The following is a 15780-nucleotide window of genomic DNA, read 5'->3' as shown; positions in this document are numbered from 1 at the left end:
GGAAATCATGGCGGGCATTATGGCGGTTACAGCCGGTCGTGCAAACCGCTGTCCGGCTCATGTTGATCATCAATAAAGTGCGTATAATCCGCCGCCATGACTCGAACCCGATCTCCCCGTTCCCGTAAAAAACCTCCTTCCCGCGGCCTGCGCCCGTGGCTGGGCTGGGCACTCAAGCTAAGCCTGGTAGGCCTGGTGGTGCTCGCCGGCTTCGCGGTGTACCTCGACGCTGTGGTCCAGGAGAAATTCTCCGGCAAGCGCTGGACCATTCCGGCCAAGGTGTACGCACGCCCGCTGGAACTGTTCACCGGCCAGAAGCTGAGCAAGGATGACTTCCTTACCGAACTCGATGCACTGGGCTACCGCCGCGAGCCAGTGAGCAATGGCCCGGGCGCAGCCGCCGTCAGCGGCAATACCGTTGACTTGAACACCCGCGGTTTCCAGTTCTATGAAGGCCTGGAAAAAGCCCAGCCGGTGCGCGTGCGTTTCTCTGGCGATTACGTCGCCGAACTGTCGTCTCTCAACGGTTCGAAGCTGCCGGTGGTACGCCTTGAACCGCTGATGATCGGCGGCATTTACCCGAAAAATCTTGAAGATCGCATCCTGATCAAACTTGATCAGGTGCCGCCGTATCTGCTCGAAACCCTGGTTGCCGTGGAAGACCGCGATTTCTACAGCCACTGGGGCGTGTCGCCGAAGTCGATTGCCCGCGCCATTTGGGTCAACACCTCTGGCGGCAAGATGACTCAGGGCGGCAGTACGCTGACGCAACAATTGGTCAAGAACTTCTACCTGACCAACGAGCGCAGCCTGACCCGTAAACTGACCGAAGCCATGATGGCAATGCTGCTGGAGCTGCATTACAGCAAGCAGGAAATCCTTGAGGCTTACCTCAATGAGGTTTTCGTCGGTCAGGATGGCCAGCGCGCCGTTCACGGGTTTGGCTTGGCCAGCCAGTTCTTCTTTGGCCAGCCGTTGTCCGAACTGAAATTGCATCAAGTTGCGTTGCTGGTGGGCATGGTCAAGGGCCCGTCCTATTACAACCCGCGTCGCAACCCGGAGCGCGCGCTTGAGCGTCGGAACCTGGTGCTGGACGTGCTTGAGCAGCAGGGTGTGGCTACGGCCGAGCAAGTCGCGGCGGCGAAGAAAATGCCACTGGGCGTTACAACCCGCGGCAAGCTGGCCGACAGCTCGTTCCCAGGCTTTATCGACCTGGTCAAACGCCAGTTGCGTGAAGACTATCGCGACGAAGACTTGACCGAAGAGGGGCTGCGGATCTTCACCAGTTTCGACCCGATTCTGCAGATGAAAGCCGAAGCTTCGGTCAACGACACCTTCAAGCGCTTGACCGGCCGTAAAGGCTCCGATGAGGTCGAAGCGGCCATGGTCGTGACCAACCCGGAAACCGGTGAAGTGCAGGCCATGATCGGCAGTCGCCAGGCCAGCTTTGCCGGTTTTAACCGCGCATTGGATGCTGTGCGGCCGATCGGCTCGCTGGTCAAGCCGGCGGTCTATCTGACGGCCCTGGAAAAACCGAGCAAATACACGCTGACCAGTTGGCTCTCGGATGACCCGTTGTCGGTCAAAGGTGCCGATGGCCAAGTGTGGACGCCGCAGAACTTCGATCGTCGATCCCACGGCACCGTGTTCCTGTATCAAGGCCTGGCCCATTCCTACAACATCTCCACCTCGCGCCTTGGGCTGGAAGTGGGTGTGCCGAATGTGTTGAAAACCTTGGGTCGCCTGGGCATCAACCGTGAGTTCCCGGCGTTCCCATCGATGCTGCTGGGCGCTGGCGCGATGACGCCGATGGAAGTGGCCACGATGTACCAGACACTGGCCAACGGTGGTTTCAATACACCGATGCGCGGCATTCGCAGCGTGCTGACTGCCGAGGGTGAGCCGCTCAAGCGGTATCCGTTCCAGATTCAGCAGCGTTTCGATGCGGGCTCCATTTACCTGATCCAGAACGCCATGCAGCGCGTCATGCGTGAAGGTACAGGGCGCTCGGTCTACAGCGTGCTGCCGTCAAACCTGACGCTGGCGGGCAAGACCGGCACCAGTAACGATTCGCGTGACAGCTGGTTCGCCGGCTTTGGCCAGGATGTACTGGCCGTGGTGTGGCTGGGGCGTGACGACAATGGCAAGACGCCGTTCACCGGTGCCACCGGTGCGCTGCAGGTCTGGACCAGTTTCATGCGCAAGGCCGACCCGCTGCCACTGAATATGCCGCAACCGGACAACATCGTGCAGGCCTGGATTGATCCGCACACAGGGCAGGGCTCCGATGCCAACTGTCCGGGCGCAGTGCAGATGCCGTATATTCGCGGCAGCGAGCCACCACCCGGCGCCGCATGCGGTGGCAGTGCCCCCGCTGACGCGGAATCGGTGATGGATTGGGTCAAGGGCTGGATGAATTAAGCAAAGAGGGTTTCAAGTGAACAAGTGGTTGATTCCAGCTATTACAGCTCTCGCGGTGCTCAGCGGTTGCTCAAGCGTGCAGCGCGGCTCGATTCCCGTTGTGGACTCGAGCACGACGGTTTCGAATAACGATCGCATCTCGGCCAACGGCGGTTTCCGTCAGACCGTGGTCAAGCGTCCTGCCCAAGCCACCCCTCAATCCATTCCCCAGGATTCGGGTGTAGTGGTGATGGTGCCGGGCGGTGGTGCTGCGACCTCCGCACCGATCAGTGCCGAGCCGTGGACACCAGGGCCAAGCACATCGGGGCCGGTTGACTCCACGCCGATCCAAACGGCGCCGGTCAACCAGGGCACCTACAACATGCCTTCCACGCCGAGTGGCATTCCATCGGCGTCCAGCGCTGGCGGCCTTTCAGCGGACGAGCAATTGGACGGGCCGGTTCTGGCGTTATTGACCACCGCCCAGCAGCAACAGGCGGGTGGCGACTTGAATGGTGCATCGTCGAGCCTCGAGCGCGCCCAACGCGTTGCTCCACGTGAGCCGCAAGTGCTCTATCGCCTGGCCCAAGTGCGCATGGCCCAGGGCGATGCGCCGCAAGCCGAGCAGTTCGCCCGTCGCGGCCTGACCCTGGCCAATGGTCGCCCAGACTTGCAAGCCAACCTGTGGGCCTTGATTGGTGATGCACGCGCCGCACAAGGCGACGCCGCCGGTGCCGCCCAGGCACGTCAAAAAGCCAAGGTCAGCCTCTGATGGATGCGCGTTTTCCAGCGATTGCCGAACAGTTATTGCTGATTGAGCGCGAATTGCGCGTGCAGGGCTGGTGGGACGAGGTGTCCCCCAGCGCCGAGGCGCTCAGCAGTGTCGAGCCTTTTTCGGTCGACACTCTGGATTTCCACCAATGGCTGCAATGGATTTTCCTGGTGCGCATGAAGCAGATCCTCGAGCAGGACCTGCCATTGCCCAATGCATCAGGGATCCTGGAAATGGCCGAGATGGTTTACGCCGATCGGCCGCTGGAAAGCCTTGGCTTGCGTACTGCGCTGAAAAAGTTCGACCAATTGATCGTCGACGCTCGTTAATTGCCTGACTGCCGGGTTTTCCGGCAGTCTTGCGCACATTTCTACCGCTTGACGACATTCAGGCGAGTTTTATCCCTCCTCAAACCCCTTTCTTATGCGTTCTCATGCGCTTAGTTGGAAAAAAGCGCAATTATTGCTTGACTTGAAGGGGCTGAAACAGAAGAATCCAAAGTCCGCTGTATCGGGACTGCCAGAAGCAGGCCCGCTCAGCAGATCATGAGGCGCATATCCGCGCCGACCTGTAACACCCGCAACGCGTTACCTCGCGCTGGGTGGGAAAAGCCCGCAACACTTGGGACGATCCCAATACTTGCTCAGTCAGTGCTGACGTAGTCGGCGACCACCGTCGCTCATGCTCTGTTGAGAAGTAAACCTATTAAGACCCGTCGGTTTTTAACGGACGGTATTCTGGCGTTTTAGAGGTGAACAACGTGGAGCTTTTATCTGGCGGTGAGATGCTCGTCCGCTTTTTGCGTGACGAAGGCGTCGACTATATCTACGGGTACCCAGGTGGTGCTCTGCTGCATGTTTACGACGCACTGTTCAAGGAACCGGCTGTTACCCACATCCTGGTTCGCCACGAACAGGCCGCGACCCATATGGCTGACGGTTATGCCCGTGCCACCGGTAAAGCCGGCGTGGTACTGGTAACGTCCGGCCCAGGCGCAACCAATGCCATTACCGGCATTGCGACTGCTTATATGGACTCCATCCCGATGGTGATCATTTCTGGCCAGGTCGCAAGCACCATGGTCGGTACCGATGCATTCCAGGAAACCGACATGATCGGTATCTCCCGGCCGATCGTGAAACACAGCTTCATGATCAAGCATGCGTCGGAAATCCCGGAAGTCATGAAAAAGGCCTTCTACCTCGCACAGTCCGGTCGTCCGGGGCCTGTTGTTGTAGATATCCCGAAAGACATGACCAACCCGGCTGAAAAATTCGAATACGTCTTCCCGAAGAAAGCCAAGCTGCGCTCCTACAGCCCGGCCGTTCGTGGGCACTCGGGGCAAATCCGCAAGGCGGCAGAAATGCTCCTGGCGGCCAAGCGCCCAGTGCTGTACTCGGGTGGCGGCGTGATTCTGGGCGGCGGTTCCGCACCGTTGACCGAACTGGCCAAGCTGCTCAACCTGCCGGTTACCAACACCTTGATGGGCCTCGGCGCATTCCCGGGTTCGGACCGTCAGTTCGTCGGCATGCTCGGCATGCACGGCAGCTACACCGCCAACCTCGCCATGCACCACGCCGATGTAATCCTGGCGGTGGGCGCGCGGTTCGATGACCGAGTGATCAACGGCGCGAGCAAATTCTGCCCGAATGCCAAGATCATCCACATTGACATCGACCCGGCATCCATCTCCAAGACCATCAAGGCCGATGTGCCGATCGTGGGTCCTGTAGAAAGCGTATTGACCGAAATGGTTGCCGCGCTGAAGGACATCGGCGAAACGCCGAACAAGGAATCCGTTGCCAGCTGGTGGAAGCAGATCGACGAATGGCGCGGTGACCGCGGCCTGTTCCCTTACGACAAGGGCGACGGCAGCATCATCAAGCCACAAACCGTGATCGAAACCCTGTGCGAAGTGACCAAGGGCGACGCCTTTGTGACCTCCGACGTGGGCCAGCACCAAATGTTCGCCGCGCAGTACTACAAGTTCGACAAGCCTAACCGCTGGATCAACTCCGGTGGCCTGGGCACGATGGGCTTTGGTTTCCCTGCGGCGATGGGTGTGAAGCTGAGCTTCCCCGACACCGACGTCGCGTGCGTCACCGGTGAAGGCAGCATCCAGATGAACATCCAGGAACTGTCGACGTGCCTGCAGTACGGCCTTCCGGTGAAGATTGTCTGCCTGAACAACGGCGTGCTGGGCATGGTTCGTCAGTGGCAGGACATGAGCTACAACAGCCGTCACTCCCATTCCTACATGGAGTCGTTGCCGGATTTCGTCAAGTTGGTTGAAGCCTATGGCCACGTCGGCATTCGCATCACCGATTTGAAAGATCTGAAGCCGAAGATGGAAGAGGCGTTCGCCATGAAGGACCGCCTGGTGTTCCTCGATATTCAAGTGGACACCAGCGAGCACGTCTACCCGATGCAGATCAAAGACGGCTCCATGCGCGATATGTGGTTGAACAAGACGGAGCGTACTTAATCATGCGGCACATTATCTCCCTGCTTCTGGAGAACGAACCCGGCGCTCTGTCTCGTGTTGTCGGCCTGTTTTCGCAACGTAACTACAACATCGAAAGCCTGACCGTGGCTCCAACCGAAGACCCGACCCTGTCGCGTCTGACGTTGACCACCGTGGGCCACGATGAGGTGATCGAGCAGATCACCAAGAACCTCAACAAGCTGATCGAAGTGGTCAAGCTGGTCGACCTGTCGGAAAGTGCCCACATCGAGCGCGAGCTGATGCTGGTCAAGGTCAAGGCCACGGGTGCCCAGCGTGCCGAGATCAAACGCACTACCGACATTTATCGCGGGCAGATCGTCGATGTGAGTGCCAGCGTTTATACCGTTCAACTGACCGGTACAAGCGACAAGCTGGACAGCTTCATCCAGTCGATCGGGACGGCCTCGATTCTGGAAACGGTACGCAGTGGTGTCACCGGGATTGCCCGTGGCGACAAAGTACTCAGCATCTAACCCAAATTAGCGAATGGCCTTACGGCCTGGATATATAGAGGAACCTCATGAAAGTTTATTACGATAAAGATTGTGACCTGTCGATCATCCAGGGCAAGAAAGTCGCCATCATCGGCTACGGTTCCCAGGGCCACGCTCAAGCGTGCAACCTGAAAGATTCCGGCGTTGACGTGACTGTTGGCCTGCGCAAAAGCTCGGCCACTGTTGCCAAGGCTGAAGCTCATGGCCTGAAAGTGACTGACGTTGCTTCCGCCGTTGCTGCTGCCGACCTGGTCATGATCCTGACCCCGGACGAGTTCCAGTCCGCGCTGTACAAGAACGAAATCGAGCCGAACATCAAGAAAGGCGCCACCCTGGCCTTCTCCCACGGTTTCGCGATTCACTACAACCAGGTTGTGCCGCGTGCTGACCTCGACGTGATCATGATCGCGCCGAAAGCACCGGGCCACACCGTGCGTTCCGAGTTCGTCAAAGGCGGCGGTATCCCTGACCTGATCGCGATCTACCAGGACGCCTCGGGCAACGCCAAAAACGTTGCACTGTCCTACGCTGCCGGCGTGGGTGGCGGTCGTACCGGCATCATCGAAACCACCTTCAAGGACGAGACTGAAACCGACCTGTTCGGCGAACAAGCCGTTCTGTGCGGCGGTACCGTTGAGCTGGTTAAAGCCGGTTTCGAAACCCTGGTTGAAGCTGGCTACGCGCCGGAAATGGCCTACTTCGAATGCCTGCACGAACTTAAGCTGATCGTTGACCTCATGTACGAAGGCGGTATCGCCAACATGAACTACTCGATCTCCAACAACGCCGAATACGGCGAGTACGTGACTGGCCCGGAAGTGATCAACGCCGAGTCCCGTCAGGCCATGCGCAACGCCCTGAAACGTATTCAGGACGGCGAATACGCCAAAATGTTCATCAGCGAAGGCGCAACCGGCTACCCTTCGATGACCGCCAAGCGTCGTAACAACGCCGCTCACGGTATCGAAGTCATCGGCGAGCAACTGCGCTCCATGATGCCGTGGATCGGTGCCAACAAGATCGTCGACAAAGCCAAAAACTAAGTCGTACGCATCAAGAGAAAACGCGGCTTAGGCCGCGTTTTTTCGTTTGAGGGGCTGTTTCTGGTATAAAGCTGCATCGTTTGCGGGCGAACACGCGCCGCAAGTATTTGTCGAATTTTTTCACACCGTTGCAAGGTAAAATCCATGAGCGAACGTCCCGAAGAGCCACACCAGGCCTCTGACGCCGAAAGCCTGCTACCGATCGATGAGCATGTCGAAGAAGGGCATGACGCGGAAGGTCGCAAGGTCCGGCATCGTGGCATCTATCTTCTGCCCAATCTGTTCACCACGGCGAACCTGTTCGCCGGGTTCTATTCCATCATCAACTCCATGAGCGCTCAAAGTGCATTGGCGGCGGGTGATGCGGTGAGCGCCAGCAAGTATTTCGGTTTTGCTGCCATCGCAATCTTCGTGGCCATGGTGCTTGATGGCCTGGATGGCCGTGTTGCGCGCATGACCAACACGCAAAGTGCCTTCGGTGCCGAGTACGACTCGCTGTCGGACATGGTTGCTTTCGGCGTTGCGCCTGCACTGCTGGCCTTTGCCTGGGCGCTGGGGGATATGGGCAAGGTTGGCTGGATGGTCGCCTTTATTTATGTCGCCGGTGCCGCGTTGCGCCTGGCGCGCTTCAATACCCAAGTGGGCACTGCCGACAAGCGTTACTTCATTGGTCTAGCCAGCCCGGCTGCTGCGGGTGTAGTGGCGGGTATCGTCTGGGCCTTCAGTGACTACGGCATCCAGGGTTCGAAGATGTCATTCCTGGTGGCCTTGATGGTTGCGGCTGCTGGCATGCTGATGGTCAGCAATATCAAGTACAACAGTTTCAAGGAGTTCGACCTCAAGGGGCGTGTGCCTTTCGTCGCGATCCTCGTGGTGGTGCTGGTGTTCGCGGTCGTGTTCAGTGATCCGCCGCGTATCCTGCTGCTGGCGTTCCTGATTTACGCCGCTTCGGGGCCGATTCAGTACCTTCTGCATCTGCGACGCGACAAAACATTGCCTTAATGTAATGTCCGCCATACTCCGCAGTCTATTGGTGCATCAGTCCTCCAATGCTGCGGAGTTGCTATGTTAATCAAAATCCCCAAAGCGTCCGAATGTCACGAATCGGATGTCACGCCTGAATCCATCTATCTTTCTCGCCGTAGTTTGCTCGGTGGTGCGCTTGCCGGCGTGGCCGCCAGTGCATTGCCGCGCTGGGCCAACGCTGAGGAGGCTGCGCGTTACGCAGACGTGGAGCCGGGCAAAGCACCGAACTGGTTTGCCGAAAAACTGCCGAGTACGAAATGGCAGGCGGTTACCGTCAAGGACGAGGCCATCACCCCATTCAAGGACGCGACCCACTACAACAACTTCTATGAGTTCGGTACAGGCAAGGGCGACCCGGCGACGAATGCGGGTTCACTCAAGACTGAACCTTGGAGTGTGGTGATTGATGGGGAAGTCGGGAAACCGGGGCGTTATGCCCTCGAAGACTTCATGAAGCCATATCAGTTAGAAGAGCGTATCTACCGTTTACGCTGTGTCGAGGCGTGGTCGATGGTCATTCCGTGGATCGGCTTCCCTATCTCGGCCTTGCTCAAGCAAGTTGAGCCGACCTCCAAGGCCAAGTACATCCGCTTTGAAACCCTGCAGGACCCCAAAAGCATGCCAGGCCAGCGGTCGAGTTTTGGTCTGATCGATTGGCCTTATATAGAAGGGCTGCGTCTGGACGAGGCGATGAACCCGCTGGCGATCCTTGCTGTAGGTATGTATGGCCGTGAGTTGCCTAACCAGAACGGTGCGCCATTGCGTCTGGTGGTGCCGTGGAAGTATGGCTTCAAGAGCGTGAAATCCATTGTGCGGATCAGCCTGGTGAGCGAGCAACCGAAAACGACCTGGCAGAGTATCGCTGCGGATGAATATGGGTTCTACGCAAACGTGAACCCTACGGTCGATCATCCACGCTGGACTCAGGCGCGGGAGCGTCGCTTGCCGAGTGGTTTGTTCAGCCCGAATGTGCGCGAGACGCAGATGTTCAATGGCTACTCGGATGAGGTCGCCTCGCTTTATACCGGTCTCGATCTGCGGAAGAACTACTGATGCGTTACCCCATCTGGCGCGTAGGCGTTTTTATAGCGGCGGCTATATGGCCTTTTTTCTGGCTGTATGAGGCGTGGAGTTCTGTGCTTGGGCCTGACCCTGGCAAAGTGTTGATGGACCGATTGGGTCTTGGGACGTTAATTCTGTTGCTGATCACGCTGGGCATGACGCCATTGCAGAAGCTGAGCGGGTGGGCGGGGTGGATAGCGGTCCGCCGACAGCTGGGGCTTTGGTGTTTTGCATACGTGGTTCTGCACCTGGCGGCTTACTGCGTCTTTATTCTTGGTCTTGATTGGTCGCAATTCGGGGTGGAGTTGCGTAAGCGGCCTTACATTATTGTGGGTGCGCTGGGCTTCCTCTGTTTATTGGTGCTGGCGGTGACTTCCAATCGCTATAGTCAGCGTCGGTTGGGTAGCCGATGGAAGAAACTGCATCGTCTGGTGTATGTGATTCTTGGGCTGGGTTTGCTGCATATGCTGTGGATTGTGCGGGCCGACCTCAAGGAGTGGGCTATTTATGCATCTATAGGCGCGCTGCTTTTGGTATTGCGGATTCCACCCATAATGCGCCGGATTCCACGCCTTATCGCGAAAAAACCAGTTTCTGCAACAAAAGCGTAATTAGTGCTTGACGGCAGAATCTGGAAGTCTATAATTCGCCCCACTTCCGGCGCAGTCGAAACGGAAAACTCCTTGGTAAACAAAGAGTTACGCAGAATTCGACAGTGAGTTGCTTCAGTTCATCGAAGCCCAGAAGGAGTTGGTAGAGCGGTGTTGTTTGGCTCTATTAACGTTTCGATCTTCTCGGTCGAAAGCGGAGAAAAAGAGGTGTTGACAGCAGCGTGTAACGCTGTAGAATTCGCCTCCCGCTAACGAGAGATCGGAAGCGCAAGTGGTTGAAGTTGTTGAAGAAATCTTCGAAAACTTCTGAAAATAATCACTTGACAGCAAATGAGGCTGCTGTAGAATGCGCGCCTCGGTTGAGACGAAAGATCTTAACCAACCGCTCTTTAACAACTGAATCAAGCAATTCGTGTGGGTGCTTGTGGAGTCAGACTGATAGTCAACAAGATTATCAGCATCACAAGTTACTCCGCGAGAAATCAAAGATGTAACCAACGATTGCTGAGCCAAGTTTAGGGTTTCTTAAAAACCCAAAGATGTTTGAACTGAAGAGTTTGATCATGGCTCAGATTGAACGCTGGCGGCAGGCCTAACACATGCAAGTCGAGCGGTAGAGAGAAGCTTGCTTCTCTTGAGAGCGGCGGACGGGTGAGTAATGCCTAGGAATCTGCCTGGTAGTGGGGGATAACGTTCGGAAACGGACGCTAATACCGCATACGTCCTACGGGAGAAAGCAGGGGACCTTCGGGCCTTGCGCTATCAGATGAGCCTAGGTCGGATTAGCTAGTTGGTGAGGTAATGGCTCACCAAGGCGACGATCCGTAACTGGTCTGAGAGGATGATCAGTCACACTGGAACTGAGACACGGTCCAGACTCCTACGGGAGGCAGCAGTGGGGAATATTGGACAATGGGCGAAAGCCTGATCCAGCCATGCCGCGTGTGTGAAGAAGGTCTTCGGATTGTAAAGCACTTTAAGTTGGGAGGAAGGGCAGTTACCTAATACGTAATTGTTTTGACGTTACCGACAGAATAAGCACCGGCTAACTCTGTGCCAGCAGCCGCGGTAATACAGAGGGTGCAAGCGTTAATCGGAATTACTGGGCGTAAAGCGCGCGTAGGTGGTTTGTTAAGTTGGATGTGAAATCCCCGGGCTCAACCTGGGAACTGCATTCAAAACTGACTGACTAGAGTATGGTAGAGGGTGGTGGAATTTCCTGTGTAGCGGTGAAATGCGTAGATATAGGAAGGAACACCAGTGGCGAAGGCGACCACCTGGACTAATACTGACACTGAGGTGCGAAAGCGTGGGGAGCAAACAGGATTAGATACCCTGGTAGTCCACGCCGTAAACGATGTCAACTAGCCGTTGGAAGCCTTGAGCTTTTAGTGGCGCAGCTAACGCATTAAGTTGACCGCCTGGGGAGTACGGCCGCAAGGTTAAAACTCAAATGAATTGACGGGGGCCCGCACAAGCGGTGGAGCATGTGGTTTAATTCGAAGCAACGCGAAGAACCTTACCAGGCCTTGACATCCAATGAACTTTCTAGAGATAGATTGGTGCCTTCGGGAACATTGAGACAGGTGCTGCATGGCTGTCGTCAGCTCGTGTCGTGAGATGTTGGGTTAAGTCCCGTAACGAGCGCAACCCTTGTCCTTAGTTACCAGCACGTAATGGTGGGCACTCTAAGGAGACTGCCGGTGACAAACCGGAGGAAGGTGGGGATGACGTCAAGTCATCATGGCCCTTACGGCCTGGGCTACACACGTGCTACAATGGTCGGTACAGAGGGTTGCCAAGCCGCGAGGTGGAGCTAATCCCATAAAACCGATCGTAGTCCGGATCGCAGTCTGCAACTCGACTGCGTGAAGTCGGAATCGCTAGTAATCGCGAATCAGAATGTCGCGGTGAATACGTTCCCGGGCCTTGTACACACCGCCCGTCACACCATGGGAGTGGGTTGCACCAGAAGTAGCTAGTCTAACCTTCGGGAGGACGGTTACCACGGTGTGATTCATGACTGGGGTGAAGTCGTAACAAGGTAGCCGTAGGGGAACCTGCGGCTGGATCACCTCCTTAATCGACGACATCAGCTGCTCCATAAGTTCCCACACGAATTGCTTGATTCATTGAAGAAGACGATAAGAAGCAGCCCGCAATTGGGTCTGTAGCTCAGTTGGTTAGAGCGCACCCCTGATAAGGGTGAGGTCGGCAGTTCGAATCTGCCCAGACCCACCAATTTTGTGTGGGAAACGCCTGTAGAAATACGGGGCCATAGCTCAGCTGGGAGAGCGCCTGCCTTGCACGCAGGAGGTCAACGGTTCGATCCCGTTTGGCTCCACCACTACTGCTTCTGAAAGTTTTGAAAGCTTAGAAATGAGCATTCCATCAGGTTGATGGTGAATGTTGATTTCTAGTCTTTGATTAGATCGTTCTTTAAAAATTTGGGTATGTGATAGAAAGATAGACTGAACGTTACTTTCACTGGTAACGGATCAGGCTAAGGTAAAATTTGTGAGTTCTCTTAATTGAGAAATTCGAATTTTCGGCGAATGTTGTCTTCACAGTATAACCAGATTGCTTGGGGTTATATGGTCAAGTGAAGAAGCGCATACGGTGGATGCCTTGGCAGTCAGAGGCGATGAAAGACGTGGTAGCCTGCGAAAAGCTTCGGGGAGTCGGCAAACAGACTTTGATCCGGAGATGTCTGAATGGGGGAACCCAGCCATCATAAGATGGTTACCTTACACTGAATACATAGGTGTAAGGGGCGAACCAGGGGAACTGAAACATCTAAGTACCCTGAGGAAAAGAAATCAACCGAGATTCCCTTAGTAGTGGCGAGCGAACGGGGACTAGCCCTTAAGTGGCTTTGAGATTAGCGGAACGCTCTGGAAAGTGCGGCCATAGTGGGTGATAGCCCTGTACGCGAAAATCTCTTAGTCATGAAATCGAGTAGGACGGAGCACGAGAAACTTTGTCTGAATATGGGGGGACCATCCTCCAAGGCTAAATACTACTGACTGACCGATAGTGAACTAGTACCGTGAGGGAAAGGCGAAAAGAACCCCGGAGAGGGGAGTGAAATAGATCCTGAAACCGTATGCGTACAAGCAGTGGGAGCAGACTTTGTTCTGTGACTGCGTACCTTTTGTATAATGGGTCAGCGACTTATTTTCAGTGGCGAGCTTAACCGAATAGGGGAGGCGTAGCGAAAGCGAGTCTTAATAGGGCGTCTAGTCGCTGGGAATAGACCCGAAACCGGGCGATCTATCCATGGGCAGGTTGAAGGTTGGGTAACACTAACTGGAGGACCGAACCGACTACCGTTGAAAAGTTAGCGGATGACCTGTGGATCGGAGTGAAAGGCTAATCAAGCTCGGAGATAGCTGGTTCTCCTCGAAAGCTATTTAGGTAGCGCCTCATGTATCACTGTAGGGGGTAGAGCACTGTTTCGGCTAGGGGGTCATCCCGACTTACCAAACCGATGCAAACTCCGAATACCTACAAGTGCCGAGCATGGGAGACACACGGCGGGTGCTAACGTCCGTCGTGAAAAGGGAAACAACCCAGACCGTCAGCTAAGGTCCCAAAGTTATGGTTAAGTGGGAAACGATGTGGGAAGGCTTAGACAGCTAGGAGGTTGGCTTAGAAGCAGCCACCCTTTAAAGAAAGCGTAATAGCTCACTAGTCGAGTCGGCCTGCGCGGAAGATGTAACGGGGCTCAAACCATACACCGAAGCTACGGGTATCACGTAAGTGATGCGGTAGAGGAGCGTTCTGTAAGCCTGTGAAGGTGAGTTGAGAAGCTTGCTGGAGGTATCAGAAGTGCGAATGCTGACATGAGTAACGACAATGGGTGTGAAAAACACCCACGCCGAAAGACCAAGGTTTCCTGCGCAACGTTAATCGACGCAGGGTTAGTCGGTCCCTAAGGCGAGGCTGAAAAGCGTAGTCGATGGAAAACAGGTTAATATTCCTGTACTTCTGGTTATTGCGATGGAGGGACGGAGAAGGCTAGGCCAGCTTGGCGTTGGTTGTCCAAGTTTAAGGTGGTAGGCTGGAATCTTAGGTAAATCCGGGATTCTAAGGCCGAGAGCTGATGACGAGTTAACTTTTAGTTAACGAAGTGGTTGATGCCATGCTTCCAAGAAAAGCTTCTAAGCTTCAGGTAACCAGGAACCGTACCCCAAACCGACACAGGTGGTTGGGTAGAGAATACCAAGGCGCTTGAGAGAACTCGGGTGAAGGAACTAGGCAAAATGGCACCGTAACTTCGGGAGAAGGTGCGCCGGTGAGGGTGAAGGACTTGCTCCGTAAGCTCATGCCGGTCGAAGATACCAGGCCGCTGCGACTGTTTATTAAAAACACAGCACTCTGCAAACACGAAAGTGGACGTATAGGGTGTGACGCCTGCCCGGTGCCGGAAGGTTAATTGATGGGGTTAGCTAACGCGAAGCTCTTGATCGAAGCCCCGGTAAACGGCGGCCGTAACTATAACGGTCCTAAGGTAGCGAAATTCCTTGTCGGGTAAGTTCCGACCTGCACGAATGGCGTAACGATGGCGGCGCTGTCTCCACCCGAGACTCAGTGAAATTGAAATCGCTGTGAAGATGCAGTGTATCCGCGGCTAGACGGAAAGACCCCGTGAACCTTTACTATAGCTTTGCACTGGACTTTGAATTTGCTTGTGTAGGATAGGTGGGAGGCTTTGAAGCGTGGACGCCAGTCTGCGTGGAGCCAACCTTGAAATACCACCCTGGCAACTTTGAGGTTCTAACTCAGGTCCGTTATCCGGATCGAGGACAGTGTATGGTGGGTAGTTTGACTGGGGCGGTCTCCTCCTAAAGAGTAACGGAGGAGTACGAAGGTGCGCTCAGACCGGTCGGAAATCGGTCGTAGAGTATAAAGGCAAAAGCGCGCTTGACTGCGAGACAGACACGTCGAGCAGGTACGAAAGTAGGTCTTAGTGATCCGGTGGTTCTGTATGGAAGGGCCATCGCTCAACGGATAAAAGGTACTCCGGGGATAACAGGCTGATACCGCCCAAGAGTTCATATCGACGGCGGTGTTTGGCACCTCGATGTCGGCTCATCACATCCTGGGGCTGAAGCCGGTCCCAAGGGTATGGCTGTTCGCCATTTAAAGTGGTACGCGAGCTGGGTTTAGAACGTCGTGAGACAGTTCGGTCCCTATCTGCCGTGGACGTTTGAGATTTGAGAGGGGCTGCTCCTAGTACGAGAGGACCGGAGTGGACGAACCTCTGGTGTTCCGGTTGTCACGCCAGTGGCATTGCCGGGTAGCTATGTTCGGAATAGATAACCGCTGAAAGCATCTAAGCGGGAAACTAGCCTCAAGATGAGATCTCACTGGGACCTTGAGTTCCCTGAAGGGCCGTCGAAGACTACGACGTTGATAGGTTGGGTGTGTAAGCGCTGTGAGGCGTTGAGCTAACCAATACTAATTGCCCGTGAGGCTTGACCATATAACACCCAAGCAATTTGAGTCGAAAGGCCAGATTGCGGTGTGTGAAGACGAAATGAACCGAAAGTTCGACGTTCACAAAACACCGAAAGCTATCACATACCCAATTTGCTGAAGCGAGACCACTTGGTCACGACTCAGTACCCGAATTTCTTGACGACCATAGAGCATTGGAACCACCTGATCCCATCCCGAACTCAGTAGTGAAACGATGCATCGCCGATGGTAGTGTGGGGTTTCCCCATGTGAGAGTAGGTCATCGTCAAGATTAAATTCCAGAACCCCTGTTTGCTAACGCAAACAGGGGTTTTGTTTTGGGCGACCGAAAAAAATTCTGTGACCGCCTCTTACACTCCTGACAGCCTCGCTTGCAGCTTGC

Annotated in this window: 9 protein-coding genes, 2 tRNA genes and 3 rRNA genes; all 14 read left to right on the top strand. The window is 55.3% G+C overall.

Annotated features, from left to right (window positions below):
• Positions 1-96: 96 nt before the first annotated feature.
• The 14 genes from mrcB to rrf all read left to right on the top strand — a co-directional run bounded on the left by mrcB (position 97) and on the right by rrf (position 15669).
• A complete protein-coding gene (gene mrcB, locus PspR76_RS26035) occupies positions 97-2421 on the top strand; it encodes a penicillin-binding protein 1B (protein WP_159959897.1) in 2325 nt (774 codons plus the stop codon).
• Positions 2422-2437: 16 nt separating this feature from the next.
• Positions 2438-3172, top strand: a complete 735-nt coding sequence (locus PspR76_RS26030; protein WP_159959895.1) for a tetratricopeptide repeat protein — start codon at positions 2438-2440, stop codon at positions 3170-3172.
• Entirely contained in the window at positions 3172-3501 is a 330-nt protein-coding gene (locus PspR76_RS26025) for a YqcC family protein (protein WP_159959893.1), read from the top strand. Before PspR76_RS26030 ends, PspR76_RS26025 begins: the two co-directional genes overlap by 1 nt.
• Positions 3502-3932: 431 nt before the next feature.
• Positions 3933-5657: an acetolactate synthase 3 large subunit gene (locus tag PspR76_RS26020; protein ID WP_159959891.1), complete on the top strand. Its 1725-nt coding sequence runs from the start codon at positions 3933-3935 to the stop codon at positions 5655-5657.
• 2 nt (positions 5658-5659) lie between these two features.
• Entirely contained in the window at positions 5660-6151 is a 492-nt protein-coding gene (gene ilvN / locus PspR76_RS26015) for an acetolactate synthase small subunit (RefSeq protein ID WP_003176102.1), read from the top strand.
• A 47-nt stretch (positions 6152-6198) separates the two neighbouring features.
• Positions 6199-7215, top strand: a complete 1017-nt coding sequence (gene ilvC / locus PspR76_RS26010; RefSeq protein ID WP_159959889.1) for a ketol-acid reductoisomerase — start codon at positions 6199-6201, stop codon at positions 7213-7215.
• A gap of 144 nt (positions 7216-7359) precedes the next feature.
• Positions 7360-8217, top strand: coding sequence for a CDP-diacylglycerol--serine O-phosphatidyltransferase (pssA, locus tag PspR76_RS26005; RefSeq protein ID WP_159959887.1), 858 nt, complete (start codon positions 7360-7362; stop codon positions 8215-8217).
• 63 nt (positions 8218-8280) lie between these two features.
• Positions 8281-9294 (top strand): protein-methionine-sulfoxide reductase catalytic subunit MsrP, encoded by a 1014-nt coding sequence (gene msrP, locus PspR76_RS26000; RefSeq protein ID WP_159959885.1) that lies wholly within the window; start codon positions 8281-8283, stop codon positions 9292-9294.
• Complete coding sequence (msrQ, locus tag PspR76_RS25995) at positions 9294-9914, top strand: protein-methionine-sulfoxide reductase heme-binding subunit MsrQ (protein ID WP_159959883.1); 621 nt, start codon at positions 9294-9296, stop codon at positions 9912-9914. Before msrP ends, msrQ begins: the two co-directional genes overlap by 1 nt.
• A gap of 545 nt (positions 9915-10459) precedes the next feature.
• A 16S ribosomal RNA gene (locus tag PspR76_RS25985) occupies positions 10460-11996 on the top strand.
• An 82-nt stretch (positions 11997-12078) separates the two neighbouring features.
• Positions 12079-12155 (top strand) — tRNA-Ile (locus PspR76_RS25980).
• A 30-nt stretch (positions 12156-12185) separates the two neighbouring features.
• Positions 12186-12261: transfer RNA gene (locus PspR76_RS25975), tRNA-Ala, on the top strand.
• A 249-nt stretch (positions 12262-12510) separates the two neighbouring features.
• Positions 12511-15402 (top strand): 23S ribosomal RNA (locus tag PspR76_RS25970).
• A 151-nt stretch (positions 15403-15553) separates the two neighbouring features.
• A 5S ribosomal RNA gene (rrf, locus tag PspR76_RS25965) occupies positions 15554-15669 on the top strand.
• Together the 16S, 23S and 5S rRNA genes with 2 tRNA genes alongside form the textbook arrangement of a ribosomal RNA operon.
• Positions 15670-15780 lie beyond the last annotated feature (111 nt).

This window comes from Pseudomonas sp. R76, assembly GCF_009834565.1.
Taxonomy (GTDB): domain Bacteria; phylum Pseudomonadota; class Gammaproteobacteria; order Pseudomonadales; family Pseudomonadaceae; genus Aquipseudomonas.
This window is presented reverse-complemented; position numbering and strand designations above follow the sequence as displayed.